The sequence below is a fragment of the Amphritea sp. genome (assembly GCF_050300915.1).
Lineage (GTDB): Bacteria > Pseudomonadota > Gammaproteobacteria > Pseudomonadales > Balneatricaceae > Amphritea.
Window position 1 is genome coordinate 1 of sequence record NZ_JBNKYN010000083.1, and the last position, 20,057, is coordinate 20,057.

The following is a 20,057-nucleotide window of genomic DNA, read 5'->3' on the forward strand; positions in this document are numbered from 1 at the left end:
CAGACCGGTACGGTGATCGGTAAAATCGATCACCTCAAACAGTTCATGCAGAAAGGTACCCGCCTGCGCGCCTTTGGGAAAGCTGAAAATGTCATCGGCGCTTTCGAGCAACTCCGTTTCTGGCAGATTTTTCTCATCGATCACTTCCAGATCAAGCCCCGGCAGTGCAGGCGCACTGCTTTGATGGCTGACCAGTGCAGAGTAACTGGAGATCCGCCAGTCACGCCGCAACCGTCGCTGAAATTTGCGCGCCACACACTGCGGCGCAAGCGCCTCAGGCAGGTCAAACAGGCCGCGCTGCTGATCCCCCGTCGGCGGTGGTGATAAACGTATTATTTTACCAGTGCAGAGTTTGTCCAGCTGTGCCTGCAGACCGGCATCACTGTCCGCGCCATTAAGCAGCAGATACCCCAGCGCCGTGCGCTGTAAACCACTTTTACGCGACTGACCATCGGCAATACTCGCCAGACCGATATAACAGCCATACACAGAACGGGTTAGCGCCACATAGAGCAGTCGCAGATCTTCAGCCAGTCGCTCCTTTTCAGCCTGTGCCAGGCTGTCCGGGTCTTTGCGGTCCAGGTGGAAACAGAGGCGATCATCCGCATCATGAAAAAGCGGCTCACGGGCTTTGACGAAGGTGCAGGCAAATGGCAGGAACACCAGCGGATATTCCAGCCCTTTACTTTTATGCACCGTAATCACGGTCACCAGCTCTGAATCACTCTCCAGGCGCAAACGTTGTTCATCACTCTCGCCGTTAGGGTTCATCAGTTGGTCACCATACCAGCGCAACAGTGCGGAGATGCCCTCCTGTTCGGTACTGGCACGCTGGAGGATCTCCCCCAGATGCAGCAGGTCGGTCAGCCTGCGCTCCCCCTGGGGTTGTTGCTGCAGGGTTTCAGCCAGCTTTCGGCTGCGCATCAGGCGCCGCAGCATCGGCAGCACACCCAGTTGCAACCATTTTTCGCGGTAATCGCTGAACTCTGTGACCAGGGTCTCCCATAACTGCTCATCGGTGCTTAGCTGATCCAGCCAGCTGGCAGGATAGTTCAGCAACGAGGTCGCCAGCGCGGCTCGCAGGCGACTCTCATCCTGCGGTTCGGCCACCGCCTGCAACAGCAGCAACAGATCAAACGCCTCGCGACTGCTGAAGACACTGTCACGGCCACTCAGATACACACTGTGAATGCCTCTGTCAGACAGCGCCTCCATCACCGCAGCCGCCTCCCCTCGGTTGCGCACCAGAATAGCGATATCATTTGCCTGCAGCACCTGTTCGCCAATCAGCGCCTGACCTTCAGCGGCCGCCCGTAATTTGCTGTCAATATCGCAGGCACAGGCGGCAGCCATCTGCTGAAGATAGTCCTGCCGGGAGACAAAATCCTCCCCGGAATACCAGAACTCCAGCGCTGCTGGTGCCTTGCCATAGAGCGTAAAGGGGGTTTTATCCGCTTTGCCCGCCTCTTTTACCGGCAGAAAGGGGATATCATCGTTATAGATAAAGGGCGAATCACTGTTGGCGAACAACCGGTTCACCGCACTGATCATCGCTTTCGATGAGCGCCAGTTGATCTCCAGGGTATAGTGATCAGTCACCTCCCGACGGGCTTTGATATAGGTGAATATATCAGCGCCGCGAAAGCCATAGATCGCCTGCTTCGGATCACCGATCATAAACAGGCCCCGCTCGGGTGTATCGGGGTACAGAGTACTGAAGATGCGGTACTGCAGCAGGTCGGTATCCTGAAACTCATCGATCATCGCCACCGGAAACTGCCGTCCAATCGCCTCGGCCAGCAAGCCACTGCCGTCCTGTTGCAGCGCCGCGTCCAGCTGACTGAGAAGATCGTCAAACGACAGCAGACGGTAATCCTGCTTCAGTTTGTTAAAGCGCTGCTCTACCTGTTGGCGAATAGAGGTCAGCAACAGCTCACGCAGAGGCAGCCGGTGTTCGAAAAACGCTTCACACAGGTCAAATAAGGGGTGTTCTGGCACTTTCTTCCCGGCAGGCGTTTTTTCTGCCAACAGCGCCGGGCAGAACTTAGCGATCTCAGTTTCCGGGAGTGCTCGGCTCTCACCCCGGGCATAGGCATAGATCGCAGCCAGCCAGTTGGGCACAGAGGTCTTACGATAGCTGTTTTTATTCACCCCGGAGGCCTGAATCAACTCCGCAAGATCGACATCTGCCTGCTCCAGATGGTCGAGCCACTGCTGTCGGAACCCCCTCAGCCAGGCCTGACTCTCCTGCCACTGCTGTTGCAGGTTATCAGTATCCAGCTGAGGAATCAGTTGCAGAGCGGGTTTTCCCAACAGTGGCCGCAGCTCAGCCTGCAGCTTATCCGGCCCGGGCCAGAGCTGCTGAATCGCTTCACTGAGATCGTTATCTGCGGGATAGATAAGCTCGCGCCAGCAATCCAGCAACGCCTGGCGCAGTAACGGCCCGGTGTCGGTGATCAGTTCAGTTTCAAACAGACTGCCACTTTCAAATGCATGCTGACGCAGCATCCGCTGGCAGAAACCGTGAATGGTGAAAATGGCCGCTTCATCCATCTGCCGGCCAGCATACTCAAGTAGCCGGGCAGAACGTTGCAGGTCATCCTGCTGATCGCGTAACTGCTGTAAAAATGGGTCACGGGTGGCTGCTCCACGAAAGACCAGATAAGCCTCCTGAATGCGGCTGCGAATCCGGTCACGTAACTCTTCAGTGGCGGCTTCGGTAAAGGTGACCACCAGAATCTGATCAACCCGCAAGGCTGACTCCAGTCCATCCGGCCCCAGCAGCAGGCGCAGGTAGAGCGCCGTAATGGTGTAGGTCTTACCGGTACCGGCACTGGCTTCAATCAACCGACGGCCGGACAGCGGGAAATGCAGCGGGTCGAGAATCTGCACCTTATTCATCGTCACTCTCCCCATCACCCTGCTGTAATGCCTCAGCCAGTGGCCGGTAAAGCAACTCTGCCAGCGCCACGAATCGCGGTCCCAGCGCGTTATAATCGGGATAGACCCGGTTAATATAGAGATCACGGGACTCGCCCATCTGGGTATAAGCATCGAGGTTAAAGCACTTCTGTGCCTCTTGCTGTGCTCTCTCTTCGCCTTTTTCCAGGGTCTTCGATTCCAGCATCCAGGCGGTGTCCGCCGGTAGCGGCAGCGGCTCACGCATCCCCTGTCGATAGGCGTTCAGCCACTCCTGCAGATAATCCAGCGCCCGCCCCTGCTCTACCGGATCAAACCAGTGACGGCCATTGAGCCCGAAAAACCAGGATTGCAGCGGATAGCCACTGGCGCAGAGCACCAGATGCTCCAGCCATAACTGCACAATGTCCCGCCCCTTGGCATTGGCGGCACGGTAGCGTACCAGGCCACCTGAGTGCAGCCCGGTAAGCCAGCCGCTCAAGGTTATTCCGGCGATATTCAGCTGACACTCAATACGCCCGGGCTGATCTATATAAGGACGGATCTTATCCGCCATCTCCTGACAGTCATGCCGCAATTTGCGGGTTTGCAACTCTGCGGCTATGCCTACTGGCAACAACCCGGAGGCAACAATGCGCTCAAAAAAGCTCTCCTGCTGTTCGCTGAGCGCCGCATCGAGAAGCTGCTGCTTCAATTGGTAGGCACTCAGACCATCAATCTGGAACGGCTCTTCATCCTGCAACTCAACCGCAGTGAAATTGAAGTAGACCTTCAGTCGCCGCTGGAAAAAATGTTTCACCGGATTGCGGGCAAAGGCCAGCAGTTCCGTAAGTTCCAGCTCGGTTAACTCTTCAGCATCTAACGGTCGAAGCATAAAACTCTGTTCCGGGTCGCCCTGCCGATGCAGCAGCGGCAACCACTCTTCGGCATAACTGAACAGCGGCGAGTCAGGTGAAAAATAACGTTCATTAAAGGGCTGCAGCGGGTGCTGGGTGAGCAGCTGTTGCTTCAGATCACCGGCATCAGCACTGCTGTCTGATGGGTTCTCTAAAGAGTAATTCTGCTGACAGTATTCAAGCAGCTCACTGACCAGCACCGAGGGCACTTTCGGGCTGTTGTCCTGCACACTCCGACCGATATAACTGATATAGAGGGTCTGCCGGGCAGACAGCAGCGCTTCAAGAAACAGATAGCGGTCATCATCACGACGGGAACGGTCGCCCCGCTGTGGATGTTCCGCCATCAGGTCAAAGCCCATCGGCGCTATCGCCCGCGGATAAACACCATCATTCATCCCCAACAGGCAGACCACCTTAAAAGGGATAGAACGCATCGGCATCAGGGTACAGAAGTTAACCGCACCGATCATAAAGCGCTGGCTGGCACGGCTGTTGCGCAGCTCGGCGGTCAGGTAGTCCCGTATAATCGCCCAGCTGAGCGGTTGTTGATAGCAGCTGTCACGCAGCTGTTGCTGCAATTTTTCCAGCACCTCCCGCACCTGACTTAGCAGAATCTCATCCTGTTCGTCCGGCTGGTAGGCACGCTGCAGAATGTCGTTAATTACCTCAAACCACTCGCCGACCGGCTTATCCTGCTGTAATCGCTCGCTACAGAACTCCAGCAGCTCGACAAACTCTGCCAGCTGTCCCAGGTCTTCCGCTTCCAGCCCCTCGATTTCAGCGTAGGGGTCGATACCATGCCACAGCGATTCGCTCTGCCCCATGGCAAAGCCGGCCAGCATCCGCCGCAAACCAAAGCGCCAGCTGTTTTGTTCAAACCCCGGCAGGCCCTGCTTAACACGCTGCTCAGCGTCAATCCCCCAACGAATCTGACAGGCATCAATCCAACGGCAGATGCGCTCAAAGCGGTCACCATCCAGATTAAACTGACGCAGCACTGCTGGCACTTCGAGAATTTCCAGCACCTCAGACACGGTTACCCGACTTTCGGGCAACCCCAGCAGACGCAGAAAGCTTAGTAATAGCGGGCTCTCCTGCTGCAGTGTCCGGTCTGAGATTGAAAAGGGGATGAAGCGCTCAAAGGGTGCGTTGCCAAACACCGCCTCAATATAGGGGGCATAGGCAGCCACATCCGGCATCATGACGATGATATCCCGGGGAGACAGATCCGGCTGTTCATCCAGCATCGCCAGCAGCTGATCATAAAGCACCTCAACCTCCCGCAACGGGCTGTGGGCGCTGTGCAGCTGCAGCGAGCGGTCTGCGGCGGGTAAGATTCGCTTATGGCTCTGTTCCAGCACCCCATCAGCGGAGCGGTCTTCAAGCTCCAGAATATCCTGCTGTACCGATTGCAGTAGTGATGAGCGGCCGCAATCCTCAAACAGCTCGATCTCCGGGGCCGCCAGATCCTGTATCTGATGCAGGTAATCCCGGCCCAGCTTACCCATCGACGACAGAATAGGATTACCGTGGCTATGATACTGTTCTGACAGCGTATCAATACTCATACCGGGCTTGGATAACCAGTGCTGATTAAGCCGGGCAAGGTATTTGGGGTCGACAATATCACCCCAATAATACTGACAGGGATTGCACACCATCAGGTGAACATCAATGCGCTGACCCAGGGCCTGCAGAGCTTCAACAAAGTTTTGTGGCAGTGCCGAGATACCAAAGACAAATAGCCGCGCAGGAAGCTGCGAGAGATCAAACTGACCAGCGTTCAGGGCATCAACGAAGCCGTTAAACATGTTACCCCGGTGCCAGTGGGACAACCCCAGGCCGAGAATATGCTGTTGCAGGGTGCGCCAGAGAATCGGTTGCCACGGCTGTGTACGGGTGATCTCCGGCAGATCGTCACCGCTTTCCCAACGGGCGATCCAGTCAGGCCGGTACACCAGATACTGGTCAAAGATATCCGCGACTTTACCGCAGAGCTGATACAGTTTGTATTGCCCTTCATCCTGCTTAAGATAGCGTTGCAGCGGGGCAAATTCGGCCATGTTCAACTGCTGCGGTAACAGTTCCATCACCCCCCAGGTCAGCGCTTCTTTGGTAAATGCCGAGCGTAGCGGAACATCTTGAAGCACGGTGGTAAAACTGCGCCAGAGAAAACTGGCAGGCAGGGGGAAGTCCATATTGGCGGCGATCTGTAGCTTTTCAGCCAGTTCCAGCTTCAGCCATTGGGCCATGCCGGGGCTTTGCACCAGAATAGTTTCGGGCTGGAAAGGATCGGTCAGAGGGTGGTTACTGATCAGCTGTACTAACAGATCTTTTTGCAGATCAAGCTTATTGGAATGATAGATCTGAAACATTCAGCCCGCCCTGTTAATCCTTTGATTTTACGGACTGTAAGAATACCTGATGCGGCGACGGGGATGAACCGGTTTTATCGTTTAGCCGAACAGGTCGGCAGGCTCAGGCGCAGCATCCTGGGTAACTGACCCGGTCATGCTTCCTGCCTCAGGTGCGGCAGATTGGGAGTGTGCCACCACCTTATCAGCGTCAGGCAGTTCCCATACCTGCTCTGCAGACTCAATCCTGACCACTCCGTCAAAACGGTTACACAGATATTTAACCGCGGTATCGAAGTCTTCGATCTCACACAACATAACGCCACCGCGATCTGTTTCAGTGGTAAACAGGTAACTTTTCATCGACTCATTCCAACATCTGTTATGGGCTGCATTGCACTACACTTTGGCATATGACACAAGTCCCGAAAGAGTTATAAACTAATAACCAGAAATTTTCTTGACGGAATTCAGATCCCGGCCAATACTGAAACTCCCTGCTGATGAAGCATATTTCAGGACGTCAGACTCGTTAAGGAAATTCAGCTCATTTACAAAGCAACACAAAGTAAAGCAACACTCAGTAAAGCAACGTGAGGAAACGATCACGTTAGGTATTGTACAAGGCTCATTAGAAAGTGAAGCAAACCGCTTCAAAGCGGGGATTCCCCAGTAACGTAATGTAAAATCATCAACACTTGTTCATCAACATTAATTGGGCCACAGACACAAGTCTGTGGCCCCTTTTTTATCGGCCAATTTTTACGCTGAATACCCGCTTCACGCGCCCTGCAGATGACGAGTAACGGGCTTACGATAGACAAAAATCACCAGTAAAGCCCACATCAACACAGGAATCATCAGCGTATTTAACATCTGCCAGCCCAGCGTGGACTCAAGCCAGCCAGAACTGAACGCCGACACTGTCACCATGCCAAAGACTAAAAACTCATTCGCCGCCTGACTTTTAGCCTTTTCAGCAGGTCGGTAAGCGTATGTCACCATTTGTGTGGCACTGATGAACATAAAGTTCCAGCCTACCCCTAACAATGCCAACGCGGTCCAGAAGTGCCATTGACTCACCCCATGCAGGTTACAAGCGATACACAGCAGCATCAGTAACGCCCCCAGCACCATCACCGGCAGCAGCCCCAAGCGGCCGATGATTCTCGGGGTAATAAATGAGGGTAAAAACATCCCCAGCACATGCCACTCGATCACCCAGGCCGAAGTGCTGAAATCAAAACCACAGCGATCCATCGCCACCGGGGTTACCGTCATAATGAGGTTCATCACCGCATAGCTGACCATAGCGATAGTTACCGCCACGATAAACACCGGTTGCAGAATAATCTGAGATATCGACCGGGCCTCCTGCAGCCTTTGTGATGCTGCACCCGGTGTCGGCATACGCACAAAAGAGAGCAGTATCAGGGCGATGACATAGAGCAGTAATAAACCGATGAAAGCGCCGCTAAAAACACTGTCATCCAGCCAGCTGCGACTGCTTATCGCAAGATTAGGGCCTAATACTGCAGCAATGACACCACCCGCCATCACCAGTGAGATCGCCCGGCTTTTTTGTTCATCAGGACAGGCTTCTATCGCAGCGAAACGGTATAAGGTGCCAAACCCAATGCCGATACCCAGCAGAAAAGTGCCGCTACAGAAAAGTATGAACTCTGCCTGCTGCAGAGCAAAAATACAGCATAGTGCCCCCAGTATGCCGACACTGTTGCCCAGATAGAAACCATTCTTCCGGCCGATCCGCGCCATCACCAGTGATGCGGGAATCGTTGCACACATCAAACCGACAAACTGCATCGCAACCGGCAGGGTAATGAGTTCAGGCGAAGGGGCAAGTTGCTGACCAATCAGCGCATTAACGGAGATCAGCAGTACATTACCGGTTGTCAGTAATGCCTGACACAGCGACAGCAGTATGACGGTGATATTCATATTTTCCCCTGAAGTACCTGCTTATCAATATAGATACCGCCATCGGCATCCAGCACCCCGCTCTGAATCAGCAGATGACGCACGCCATCATGCTTAAGCGCCAGTTCAAGGGGGTCGAAGGCCCGCCCAAGAAAAGGCAGCGACTCCAGCCAGCTGCGTTTCCAGCGACACGCATCCGACACCACCCAGCTAACACCGCTCAGGCTGAGGCTGAGATTATCCAGATACGCCTGTTCGTCACCGGTCATCCACAGAGCTGTTGCATCCAGATGAAGATACTCATCCGCGTTATATTCAAGATACTGCTGCCAGTAATCGAAGTAGGTATCGCAGCGACTCGCCAATAAACTCTTAAAACGTTCGGCTGCACTCTGATAGCGCTGCAGCGCCTCTGCTTTCGTACAGATCAAGGTGGTGTATTCACAGGTTTGCTCACCTTCGCCGCTATACACCTTCTGTATCTGCAGATCACTCTCCCGAAACAGCATCAGCCAGCACAGCGGCAACTGATAGCCTGAACTGGCCAGCTGGCGGTAATCACCATCACCGTTGATACTTGACGGCAAGGTTTTATGGCTATGAAGACTGGTACGCTGAAACATACATTATCCCTGCAACACAGAGCACTCAGCCGATAGTGGTGTTAACCCACTCAGCGATGAAGGCTGATTAACTCAGAAAAATGGGAGATTATAACAAGATATTGTCAGTAGATTCTGACTGACGAGGACATTATAACGGCTTGTATTTTAAAAGCATCAGCGAAAATCATCTCAATCCCCTAGCGCTTTAATCTCTAACCGGTCCTGCGCACCTATACGGATAATCTGTCCATCAGTCGTGGTAAAACTACGCTCCTGCAGTTCAGATTTATGCACCTGATAGTACAGCGGTTCACTGCTTTGAGGCGAGATCAGCGTTATTCTGAGCAGTTGGTTGCCGTCCACCCAGCGATAGAGAAAAAAACCCACCGTCAGCGTAAATGACACCAGAATAAACAGTACGGCGATTGTTTTAACCGGCATATCAGCATTAGCAGACACTGGGTCTGCGCGCGGCCGCTGCGTGTTCTTGTGATGCATACGCCGTTTCAGATAGAGATAGGCCGCCACAATCACCAGGAGTGTCAGCAATACTTTAGTTACCATGGCCAGAATATCCTATCCGCTGTAGAAAGGTGTTTCATTGTCCATAGCCGGGATGAAACTGCAATACAAACCCAGAAGGAAGGAGAACATCGCACATTAACGCCCCTTAAAGCCTGAAACAGCACGCTACACTAAAATTGATAAATAAAGACTTCGCAGTGCAACAAAAACCTGTTTTACTTGGTTTCTGTCCGAATACTTCATTGAAAGAGCAACCAGACTACGTTAGGGTTTACACCTATAACAGCAAGCGAAAATATTAACCTTAACACGCACCAGCCGAGGGCTGATACGTGCTGAACGATAAGCATCAATTGCATAATAATCATTGCAATACAGAGAGGAATTACGAATGGATGAACTGCACGGTTACTACCTGGAAGATCTGGAAGTGGGCATGAGTGCCTCTTATGCCAAAACGATCTCCGAGGCCGATGTGTATATGTTTGCAGGCATTTCCGGTGACAATAACCCGATCCATATCAATAGCGAATACGCGGCGACCACTCAGTTTAAAAATCGCATCGTCCACGGCATGTTTTCAGCCGCATTGATATCCACCGTTGCTGGTACCCGCTTACCCGGGCCTGGGGCGATCTATATCGATCAGTCTATCCAGTTTAAAGCCCCGGTTTACATTGGCGATACGGCTAAAGCTACAGGCACAGTTGAAGAGATTGATGAGAAACGCCGTCGCGTTAAAATGCGCACGGACGTCCATGTCGGTGACAAACTGGTCGCCACCGGCTACGGTATTTTCATGGTGGATAAGCGTCCGGCTTAATACGCCCGGCTAACAGGGATCTTCTACCCCTCCTTTTTTTAGCCGATACAAAAAGGCCTGCTGAACATAGCAGGCCTTTTTTACGTCTGCGAGCAACCTCAGCCGTTTTGAGCTGAGAAATCCAGCATCCGTTGCAACGGACGACGGGCATCATCGATCAGCGACTCATCCACCAGAATCTCATCGGTGCCATGTTCCAGCGCACTGAGCACATTCTCAAGGCCGTTCATCGCCATCCAGGGGCAGTGCGCACAACTGCGACAAGTCGCACCTGAACCACCCGTGGGCGCTTCAATAAACTCTTTATCCGGAGCAGCCTGGCGCATCTTATAAAAGATTGCCCGGTCGGTCGCGACGATAAACTGCTTATTAGGAAGATCGCGGGCCGCGTTGATAATCTGCGTAGTGGAGCCCACCACATCAGCCAGCTCTACTACCGCGTCGGGAGACTCCGGATGCACCAGCACCGCAGCATCAGGATAAACCTTCTTCAAATCCAGCAGGCGTTGCGCCTTAAACTCCTCGTGGACAATACAAGCGGCATCCCACATCAACATCTCGATACCAGTCTGCTTCTGCACATACTCGCCCAGATGCTTATCCGGCGCCCAGATAATTTTCTTACCCTGATCGGCCAGGTGTTCAACCACTTTCAGGGCGATACCGGAGGTTACCACCCAGTCGGCACGAGCTTTAACCGCCGCTGACGTATTGGCATAGACGACTACCTCATGATCCGGGTGCGCATCGCAAAAGGCGGTAAACTCATCTGCCGGACAACCAATATCGAGTGAGCAGTTAGCTTCCAGGGTTGGCATCAGCACCCGTTTTTCCGGGTTCAGAATCTTAGCTGTTTCGCCCATAAACTTAACCCCGGCCACAATCAGCGTGGTTGCAGGATGGTTTGAACCGAAACGGGCCATCTCCAGAGAGTCAGATACACAACCGCCGGTCTCATCTGCAAGTTGCTGCAGCACTTCATCGGTATAATAATGCGCCACCAGGCAAGCATCTTTTTCGATAAGCAGCTGCTTGATACGGGTTTTGTACTCTTCCTGTGTCTGCAGATCCATCGTCCCCGGAAGATGCTCTTTAGCAAAGTGTTCCTGAACCAGAATACGATCTGAAAGCTCTTGTTTATTCAACATTCACAAATTTTCTTAATTAAGTAATGAAATGGTAACGGAGTTGAAACGGTTAGATATTATACCATCAGTATAAAGCTGAAAATGTTAATTCTCTGTAACAGATTCGCAAAGTAACGAAAAAGGAGCCACTGGCTCCTTTATTAAACGTATTTTTATCCCGATTAGGGGATCAGCGGGCAATATAACGGGTTGGGTCTGCCACTCCCGCATCTTCGAAGCCTTTCGCTCTTAATCTGCAGCTGTCACAAACACCACAGGCACGCCCATCATCATCGGCCTGATAGCAAGAGACGGTCAGGCCGTAGTTAACGCCCAGACGGGTACCTTCGCGGATAATCTCAGCTTTAGTCAGGTCGATCAGCGGCGTTTCGATGGTGAGTCGCTCACCCTCTACGCCCGTTTTAGTTGCCAGGTTTGCCATCTGCTCAAACGCCGCAATATATTCTGGCCGGCAATCAGGATAACCGGAGTAATCGACAGCATTAACACCAATAAAAATATGCTGAGCGTGCAATACTTCGGCCCAGGCCAGCGCCAGCGACATGAACACGGTATTACGCGCAGGCACATAGGTGACCGGAATCCCCTCCTCTTCATGATCAGGCACATCGATACTGTTATCGGTCAGCGCAGAGCCACCAAAGTCTTCAAGATGCAACCGCACCACCCGGTGCTCTTTTACGTTAAGATCTGCGGCAATTTTCTTTGCGGCTAGCAACTCGGTTTGGGAACGCTGCCCATAATCAAAACTCAGAACATAGCAGTTAAAGCCACGTTCAGTAGCCATTGCCAGTGCTGTCGCAGAATCAAGGCCACCAGATAACAATACAACAGCATTGTTGGAGGAAGTACTCATCGTAAAACCTTAAGGATATTTAGTGGTTATCGTTTCAGATAATCGCGGGCCAGATTGGCCGCAGAGCTGTCAGGATAACGTGAGATCGTAGAATTGAACATCTCATTCGCTTTCGCCTGATCACCCATCTGATGATAGATCACACCAAGCTTATAAGATGCGTCTGCCGCTTTCCGGTGTTCAGGGAAAGTCTGCAACACCTTCTCAAACGCCGCTTTAGCCAGCTCCAGCTTCTGCTCCGCCAGATTTACTTCACCCACCCAATAATAGGCGTTCGGTAAGCGGGCACTCTCGGGATACAGCTCTATAAATTTATCGAATGCAGCAAGCGCAGCCGGAAAATCTTTTTGCCGTACTAAACCAAAAGCCTCCTGATAGGCCTGACTATCGGTTGGTGTACTATCAGCGGCGGGTAAAGGTAGCGGCGCTGATGCAGCAGGAGCCAATGCAGACTCCGCTGAGCCGTCCTGCGGTGCTTGCGAATTCTGGCCGACCGCTATTCTGCGATCCAGATCACGGTAGCGGTCACGCTGCTGCTGTTCCATCTGCCGAATCTGATATTGCTGCTGCTCGACCATACCCCGCAGCGCGCGCACCTCATCCTGCAGCTGCTGTAACAGCATCAGGGTGTCAGTGCCACCACCAAACTGGCCAGAACTACGGGTAATCGCTGACTGGTTTGCAGAACCATTATCCATCTGCAACTCAATCACAGGAACTCTGTCTGCCGCTGAAGCACCGGTGCTAAAAAGCACCAGTGCAGCAGTAAGGCTATATGCTTTGCGCATAGAGACTAACAACCTGAAGGGTGATTAGTATTTCAGTTCTACGCGACGGTTCTGAGCCCATGAACTTTCGTTATGGCCCATTACCACTGGCTTCTCTTCACCAAAGCTAACCAGTTCAATCTGGCTGCTGGAAACACCGTTAACGGTCAGAACACGAGCGATAGCCTGCGCACGACGCTCACCCAGAGCCATGTTGTACTCACGGGTACCGCGCTCATCAGCATGACCTTCCAGAACAACAGATGCAGATGGGTTAGCAACCAGATACTTCGCATGACCGCGCAGAGCTTCTACCGCTTCAGCTTTAACCTGAGTCTGGTCAAAGTCAAAGTAGAAAACCGTTGCCAGATTCTTAATATCTGCCATAGAAGTACCAGACACTGAAGAATCTGTGACTGGCTGAGTAGTTGTTGGTGTAGCAGTGCTACCCATGTTGCCTTCATCTGTAGTACTTTGTGTACTACAACCAGCAGCCCAAACTACTGTCAGCGCCAAAGCCGTCGCTTTACCAATATTCATAGCACGCATCGAACACTCCTAATTTTTAGCCAATAATGTGCAAATAAAACCTTAATCCTGCCTAAAGTAAAGCTTGCTAAGCATGATTGCAAGAGCCGCAGGAAAATCCAGCAACATTTCTAACTATTTGATTCACTTTGTTCCTTTGTGCAGTCACCTTGTCACTCAGTACAGTCACCTGCAGGAAAAAGCCGACAAATACCCCTTACTGGAAAGGTGACCAGGCAGGCTCACGAACATCTCCATCGGATGAGGGCAAACGGAATTTTACCCGACCATCGAGGGATACAGCAGATAACACTCCGCGCACCCCTTCCTGAGTTGCGTAAAGAATAATACTGCCGTTCGGAGCAATCGTCGGTGACTCATCCATAAACGTTTCGGTTAACAGGTCCAACCGACCTGTACGCAGGTCCTGCACGGCTATGTGGAATGAACCATTGCTCTGATGCACCATCGCCAGAAAACGCCCATCCTGCGTCAGACGGCCGCGAGCATTATACTGCCCCTCAAATGTCAGCCGTGTGACATCCCGGCTTGGCAGATAGATCGAATAAATTTGTGGCTGACCACCCCGATCCGAGGTAAAGATTAGTGACTGACCATCCGGAGACCAGGATGGCTCGGTATCGATACCAAAATGATGGGTAATACGGTTCAGGCGGCGCTGTTGCAGATCCAGCACATAGATCTCAGGGTTGCCGTCTTTAGAGAGCACTAACGCCAGCTGATTACCATCCGGAGACCAGGATGGTGCGCCGTTCAGGCCGCGGAATGACTGTACTTTTTCCCGTTTCCCCGTTAGCAGATACTGGATATATATCGCAGGCCGTCCTGATTCAAATGAGACATATGCCAGTTTAGTGCCGTCCCGGGACCAGGCAGGCGACATAATAGGCTCTTTAGAATTGAGAATCTCTTTGGCATTATGACCATCTGAGTCTGCATACATCAAACGATAGCTATGCTTGGATGGCGCCAGCTGTTTCGCCGTCACATAAACAATATGGGTTGAAAAAGCCCCCCGGACGCCAGTCAGCGCCTCAAACACCTTATCGCTGATATAGTGGCCCACCGCACGCAGATTTGACCGGTCTGCCTTGATTCCCTCTTCTCTCAGAATTTGCTCCTCTTTGAGAATATCATAGAGTTCAAACGCGACCACCAGCTGACCTTCGCTCTCTTTAATCCGGCCAATAACAATAAAGTCACTACCACTGATTCGCCAGTCACGGAAAAAGAGTGAGCTGCGATCGGAAGGGAAGCTAAGCATATTTTCCCGTGGCATAATTTTGAACATACCACTGCGATAGAGATCATCGCTGATCACCTGCGCAACATCTTCAGGCAGTGCCTGAACCCCGGTAAACGCAAACGGCGAAACAGCCACCGGTGTTGGCTGATCTACGCCCTGAGTGATCTCTACGGTTAGTTCGGCCCGGGCCAGCACACTGAAAAAGAATAGAAAAATGAAACATAAAGTACGCTGCATTACTGATTACCTGCGAAGATCTGACGGTTTATATTCAAGTGTTAACTTCCTAAAGTTCCTGTCAAAAAGAATCGGATCCATTTTTTGTAACTCAGGAAAACGCCCCACACGCTTTACAGCACGGATAGCACTCTCATCAAAATAACTATCGCCACTGCTTTTCACGACATATACGTTATCCACCTCACCGGTGGGAAACAGGTGCAAAGATAAAACAACCATCATCCCGTTTCGGGCACTGGGTGGACGACTCCAGTTACTTTCAATTTCTGAACCAATATATTCAAGATAACCCGCTGTCGCTTGCTGATCCTGCTGCGCCTGCATCTCGCGTTCTTCAGCAGCCATCGCTGCGGCCAACTCAGACTCGCGACGCTTTTGCTCTTGCTCCAGACGCTGCTGCTCAGCCCGTTTTCGCTCGGCTTCTTTCTGCGCTTCTGCTTTACGACGAGCCTCTTCCTGCTGCTTTTTCCTGGCAACCTCAGCCGCCTGCTCTTTCTTTTGCGCTTCCGCTTTTTTACGTGCAGCCTCTTGTTTCAGCGCTTCTTTTTTCTGGGCTTCCTTCTTAAGAGCCTCTTTTTTCAAAGCTTCTTTTCTCAACGCTTCTTGCTTTAGCGCTTCAGCTTTCTTTTTCGCTTCCGCCTGCTCTTTCTTAACCGCCTCTTTTTTCAATTGCTCTTTTTTCAATTGCTCTTTTTTAAGAGCTTCGTTTTTAAGCGCCTCTTTCTTACGGGCGTCCTCTTGCTTTTTGGCCTCGGCTTTCTTGCGCGCATCCTCTTTACGTCGTGCTTCAGCTTGCTTATCCTGCTGCTGCGCTTTGTGTTGCGTTTTCAGATCAATCATCTGCGCTTTAACATGCCTTGGTGTAAGCCGTTTCTGATCTTCGGCATAACCAAACCAGCTATAAAAAAGCGCACTGAGAATGACTGAATGGAGAATCAGTGCCAGTAGCGCAGGGAACAGATAACTTCGTAAATTCACAGTCAAACTACTCTGTTACCAATCCGACACTTTCCGCACCGGCCTGCTGCAACAGCGTCATCAGCTGTACAACATGATCATAATCAACCCCTTTATCTCCGCGCACCAGCAGCAGTTTTTTGGGATTATTGCTCAGCACTTTACTAACCCGTTCTTCAACCACTTCGCCGCTCACCGCCTCAAGCGGATTACCTCCAACATCGATATAGTAATTCCCCTGCTTATCAACGGTTACAATCAGAGGCTCACTGTCCTGGGTGTCAACCGGATCAGAACCCGCTTTTGGCAGCTGGACATCAACCCCCTGAGTCAGCATGGGCGCTGTAATCATGAAGATCACCAACAGCACCATCATCACGTCGATGTAGGGCACTACATTGATCTCGGCATTCAGCTTACGTTTCTTTTTAACTCTGCGAATCATAATACCAGCCTGTTACAGATCAGCTTGAGGTGTGCACACGACGGTGTAATACACTTGAGAATTCATCAGCAAAGGTCTCATAACTGTTCATCAGCGATTCGGTTTTTGCCGAGAAACGGTTATAGGCAATAACCGCAGGAATCGCAGCAAACAGGCCAATTGCAGTAGCAATCAGCGCTTCAGATATACCCGGCGCAACTGACGCCAGGGTTGCCTGATGCACATTGGCAAGCCCGCGGAACGAGTTCATAATCCCCCACACTGTTCCAAAAAGGCCGACATAAGGACTGGTAGAACCTACAGTGGCCAGAAATGGCAGATGCTGCTCCAGCTTCTCCTCCTCCCGGGCGAGCGCTACACGCATACTGCGCTGCGCACCATCCATAATCGCATCACGATCCGCTCCGGACTGCTGGCTCAGTCTGCTGAACTCTTTCAGCCCTGCCCGAAAAATATTCTCAGCGCCATTGCTGCTATCCGGATCAGCATTTACCTCACGGAACAGCTGACTAAGGTCGACACCCGACCAGAAGCGGTCTTCAAACGCACGTAATTTGCGCTGCGCCTGGCGTAAGACAAAGTGACGTTGAAAAATCATCACCCAGGAAAGCACTGATGCCATCAACAACAGCAGCATCACCAACTGGACAACAAAACTGGCATTGGCCACCAGACTCCAGATCGACATTTTATCCGGCACGTTTACAACCCCTTCTGTAGAAATCTGAAAAACTGGCTCTGATAGTAGCGAGAACAGCGTTCAAAATCTGCCCTTTTTATGACAAAAAACCATTTTCACTGCAAATCAACACTGTATAGACAGCAGCATAAACAGCAGCTGAACAGATGCTCGCCGATTGGATAGCCAGAGGGGATTAAAGTTCAACGAAAGGCTGGGGCTGACATAAAAAAGCCGCCTGTGGAGGCGGCCAAAAAAACCAGGAGTCTGTGCACTAGAAAGCAGAATCGCTATTCCGATTACGGTGCAACTCATCTTTCGACTGACAGCCTACACAGAGCAAAGCGACAGGGTTAGCCATAAGCCGATTCAGTTCAATCTCTTCACCACACTTTTCACAGCTGCCATAGTGTCCTTCATCAATTCGCGAAAGCGCACTATGACACTCACGTATCTCATCCTCCAGTTGCTTTATATGTGACAAGCGGGCCTGGTTGATCCCTACGACAGCAGCCGCCTCAACACGATCAAGAACCTCGGTACAACTTACCTGGTTCAGCTCATTCTGTTGATCGCTCTGCTCAGCTTTCAGATCTGCTTGCAACTGCTCTTCAAGAATCTGCAGTTCACGCTTCAGGCTTTTTAACTGCGCGCCATTCAGGCAGCATAGTTTCATAGTGTTCATACTTTAAACGCCCTAAACATTATTGTTTTATGTCTACACGCTAAAAGTTAAACCCATAATGAAAAATCTGCGTTGATATAAGTCAGTTATCGTCCGCTGATCAATTTTCTATTGACCCCGGTCAGGCATTTCAATACCAAAGTGACGATACGCGTTATCGGTGACTACCCGACCACGCGGGGTGCGCATCATAAACCCCTGCTGGATCAGATAGGGCTCCAGAACATCTTCAATGGTATCCCGCTCTTCACTGATTGCCGCCGCCAGACTATCCACGCCAACCGGACCACCCCCAAATTTTTCGATCATCGCCAACAACAAGCGCCGGTCCATATGATCAAAGCCATGCTCATCGACATTAAGCATATTCAACGCAAGGTCAGCCATCGCCAGCGATATGCGGCCATCGCCTTTAACTTCTGCATAATCTCTTGCCCTGCGGAGTAAGCGGTTGGCAATCCGCGGCGTGCCCCGTGAACGACGCGCGATCTCAATAGCCCCCTCATGATCGACGCCACTTCCAGAAAGCCGTGCTGATCGCTCGACTATGGAAGTAAGATCATCAATGTTGTAGAACTCAAGGCGCTGAACTATGCCGAAACGATCCCGTAAAGGCGAGGTCAGCAAGCCCGCGCGGGTGGTTGCCCCCACCAGCGTAAAAGGAGGAAGTTCCAGCTTGATGGAACGGGCCGCTGGCCCCTCGCCGATCATAATATCCAGCTGATAGTCCTCCATCGCCGGATAAAGCACCTCTTCCACCGAAGCACTCAGACGATGTATTTCATCGATAAACAGAACGTCCCCCGGCTCCAGATTGGTCAGCATCGCTGCCAGATCTCCCGCTTTTTCAAGCACCGGACCAGAGGTCGTTTTGATATCACAGCCCATCTCATTGGCAATAATATTGGCCAGCGTAGTTTTGCCCAGCCCCGGAGGACCAAAGATAAGCGTATGATCAAGTGCTTCCTGACGTTTGCGGGCCGCGCCGATAAAGATCTCCATCTGCTCCTTCACCACCGGCTGACCAACATAGTCCTGCAGTGTTTTCGGGCGGATAGCCCGATCCTGAACCTCTTCCTGAGGCGCGGTGACAACCGGAGAAATAAAGCGATCCGCTTCGATCATAATCTGTACCCTATCACTAACATTTAGCTATTATCCCTGCACCATACTTTTCAGCGCAGCACGGATCAGCACCTCACTGGACGCACCGGGATTAGTTTTCTCCGCTTGCGCAATCGACTTAGTGGCCTGAACCGGCTTATACCCCAGCGCCACCAGGGCACTTTCCGCCTCGGCCCGGCTATCAGTTGCCGCACTGTTGCTCACCGGTCCCATGCCATCGGTCAGGGTGAACTCATCGGCATCACTGAACTGGAAATCCTGCAGTTTGTCCTTCATCTCGATGATAAGCCGCTCAGCGGTTTTTTTGCCTACGCCGGGCAAACGCACCAGCGCAACGGTATCCTGATGTTGCACGGAGTGAACAAACTCATCAACACTAATGCCGGAAAGAATAGTCAGAGCCAGCTTCGGCCCAACCCCATTCACTTTTATCAGCGTGCGAAACAGGGAACGTTCCGAGCGCTCATAGAAACCATAGAGCAGCTGAGCATCTTCCCGCACCACCATATGGGTATACAGTGTTACCGGTCGCCCGACGTCAGGCAACTGATAATAGGTGTTCATTGAAACATCCACTTCATAGCCCACACCATTTACATCAACCACCAACTGCGGTGGGTGTTTTTCCAGCAGTTCGCCTCTCAATCGTCCTATCACAGCTTTTTTCTCTCCAGACCACCCTGACAACAGGGCTTAAATTATTGGCTACTCTGTATCGCTTACGACAGTTCGCTCAGCGTAACCGTCCTCCGCGACTGCTTTTCGCCCCGGCCATCATAATAAGACTGCTGCGGGTATGCGCATGACAGAGTGCAATGGCCAGAGCATCTGCGGCATCCGCCTGGGGCAGCCCCGGCAGCTTCAGTATCGATTTAACCATATGCTGCACCTGGGCTTTATTCGCCGCACCATTACCAACCACCGCCTGTTTTACCTTCCGCGCCGCATACTCTGCCACTTCCAGCCCCTGATTGGCACCGGCAACGATTGCGACTCCCCGGGCCTGCCCCAGCTTAAGTGCTGAATCCGGGTTACGTGCCATAAACACCTGCTCTATCGCCATCTCCTGCGGACAGTAGTGTTCAATAATCTCGGTTACCCCGGCGTACACCTGTTTCAACCGATCCGCCAGCAGGTCACCTTTGATCCTGATGCAGCCACTGGCAACATATTCATTCTTCGAGCCAACGGAATTGATAATACCGTAACCGGTAATCCGGGAGCCCGGATCTATTCCCAAAATCAACATAACTGCATTATCAACTCAAAGTACTGTTTATTTATACAGAGCACAATA

19 protein-coding genes are annotated in these 20,057 nt (G+C 51.8%); 1 reads left to right on the top strand and 18 read right to left on the bottom strand.

Features of this window, described 5'->3' with window-relative positions; genetic code table 11:
* The 6 genes from recB to ACQY8X_RS17470 form a co-directional block, all read right to left on the bottom strand.
* On the bottom strand, positions 1-2,901 hold a 2,901-nt coding region (gene recB / locus ACQY8X_RS17445), incomplete at its 3' end, for an exodeoxyribonuclease V subunit beta (protein WP_428036412.1).
* Positions 2,894-6,193, bottom strand: a complete 3,300-nt coding sequence (recC, locus tag ACQY8X_RS17450) for an exodeoxyribonuclease V subunit gamma (protein ID WP_428036413.1) — start codon at positions 6,191-6,193, stop codon at positions 2,894-2,896. The genes recB and recC, both read right to left, overlap by 8 nt.
* An 81-nt stretch (positions 6,194-6,274) precedes the next feature.
* Positions 6,275-6,535, bottom strand: a complete 261-nt coding sequence (locus tag ACQY8X_RS17455; protein ID WP_428036414.1) for a hypothetical protein — start codon at positions 6,533-6,535, stop codon at positions 6,275-6,277.
* A gap of 417 nt (positions 6,536-6,952) precedes the next feature.
* Positions 6,953-8,131, bottom strand: a complete 1,179-nt coding sequence (locus ACQY8X_RS17460; RefSeq protein WP_428036415.1) for an MFS transporter — start codon at positions 8,129-8,131, stop codon at positions 6,953-6,955.
* Positions 8,128-8,733: a hypothetical protein gene (locus ACQY8X_RS17465; protein WP_428036416.1), complete on the bottom strand. Its 606-nt coding sequence runs from the start codon at positions 8,731-8,733 to the stop codon at positions 8,128-8,130. Before ACQY8X_RS17465 ends, ACQY8X_RS17460 begins: the two co-directional genes overlap by 4 nt.
* A 171-nt stretch (positions 8,734-8,904) precedes the next feature.
* Positions 8,905-9,279: a hypothetical protein gene (locus ACQY8X_RS17470; protein ID WP_428036417.1), complete on the bottom strand. Its 375-nt coding sequence runs from the start codon at positions 9,277-9,279 to the stop codon at positions 8,905-8,907.
* Between the two features lie 352 nt (positions 9,280-9,631).
* On the opposite strand from ACQY8X_RS17470, the gene ACQY8X_RS17475 reads away from it, so the two are divergent.
* Positions 9,632-10,063, top strand: coding sequence for a MaoC family dehydratase (locus ACQY8X_RS17475; protein WP_428036418.1), 432 nt, complete (start codon positions 9,632-9,634; stop codon positions 10,061-10,063).
* Positions 10,064-10,161: 98 nt separating this feature from the next.
* Here the strand turns inward: ACQY8X_RS17475 and nadA are convergent, their stop codons facing one another.
* The 12 genes from nadA to ruvC form a co-directional block, all read right to left on the bottom strand.
* Positions 10,162-11,211 carry a quinolinate synthase NadA gene (nadA, locus tag ACQY8X_RS17480; RefSeq protein ID WP_428036419.1) on the bottom strand — a complete coding sequence of 350 codons (1,050 nt, stop codon included), beginning with the start codon at positions 11,209-11,211 and terminating at the stop codon, positions 10,162-10,164.
* Positions 11,212-11,380: 169 nt separating this feature from the next.
* Positions 11,381-12,067 (bottom strand): 7-cyano-7-deazaguanine synthase QueC, encoded by a 687-nt coding sequence (queC, locus tag ACQY8X_RS17485; RefSeq protein WP_428036420.1) that lies wholly within the window; start codon positions 12,065-12,067, stop codon positions 11,381-11,383.
* 26 nt (positions 12,068-12,093) lie between these two features.
* On the bottom strand, positions 12,094-12,855 hold the full coding sequence (gene ybgF, locus ACQY8X_RS17490) for a tol-pal system protein YbgF (protein ID WP_428036421.1): 762 nt from the start codon (positions 12,853-12,855) through the stop codon (positions 12,094-12,096).
* 24 nt (positions 12,856-12,879) lie between these two features.
* Positions 12,880-13,221 carry a peptidoglycan-associated lipoprotein Pal gene (gene pal / locus ACQY8X_RS17495; RefSeq protein ID WP_428036422.1) on the bottom strand — a complete coding sequence of 114 codons (342 nt, stop codon included), beginning with the start codon at positions 13,219-13,221 and terminating at the stop codon, positions 12,880-12,882.
* 358 nt (positions 13,222-13,579) lie between these two features.
* Entirely contained in the window at positions 13,580-14,866 is a 1,287-nt protein-coding gene (gene tolB, locus ACQY8X_RS17500) for a Tol-Pal system beta propeller repeat protein TolB (RefSeq protein ID WP_428036423.1), read from the bottom strand.
* A 6-nt stretch (positions 14,867-14,872) separates the two neighbouring features.
* Entirely contained in the window at positions 14,873-15,847 is a 975-nt protein-coding gene (gene tolA / locus ACQY8X_RS17505; protein ID WP_428036424.1) for a cell envelope integrity protein TolA, read from the bottom strand.
* A gap of 7 nt (positions 15,848-15,854) precedes the next feature.
* Complete coding sequence (tolR, locus tag ACQY8X_RS17510; RefSeq protein ID WP_428036425.1) at positions 15,855-16,271, bottom strand: protein TolR; 417 nt, start codon at positions 16,269-16,271, stop codon at positions 15,855-15,857.
* A 19-nt stretch (positions 16,272-16,290) separates the two neighbouring features.
* Positions 16,291-16,971 carry a protein TolQ gene (gene tolQ / locus ACQY8X_RS17515; protein ID WP_428036426.1) on the bottom strand — a complete coding sequence of 227 codons (681 nt, stop codon included), beginning with the start codon at positions 16,969-16,971 and terminating at the stop codon, positions 16,291-16,293.
* 253 nt (positions 16,972-17,224) lie between these two features.
* Complete coding sequence (locus ACQY8X_RS17520; protein ID WP_428036427.1) at positions 17,225-17,635, bottom strand: TraR/DksA family transcriptional regulator; 411 nt, start codon at positions 17,633-17,635, stop codon at positions 17,225-17,227.
* Positions 17,636-17,743: 108 nt separating this feature from the next.
* Positions 17,744-18,760 (bottom strand): Holliday junction branch migration DNA helicase RuvB, encoded by a 1,017-nt coding sequence (gene ruvB / locus ACQY8X_RS17525; RefSeq protein WP_428036428.1) that lies wholly within the window; start codon positions 18,758-18,760, stop codon positions 17,744-17,746.
* Positions 18,761-18,790: 30 nt separating this feature from the next.
* Positions 18,791-19,417 carry a Holliday junction branch migration protein RuvA gene (gene ruvA, locus ACQY8X_RS17530; RefSeq protein WP_428036429.1) on the bottom strand — a complete coding sequence of 209 codons (627 nt, stop codon included), beginning with the start codon at positions 19,415-19,417 and terminating at the stop codon, positions 18,791-18,793.
* A gap of 76 nt (positions 19,418-19,493) precedes the next feature.
* A complete protein-coding gene (gene ruvC / locus ACQY8X_RS17535; protein WP_428036430.1) occupies positions 19,494-20,009 on the bottom strand; it encodes a crossover junction endodeoxyribonuclease RuvC in 516 nt (171 codons plus the stop codon).
* Positions 20,010-20,057 lie beyond the last annotated feature (48 nt).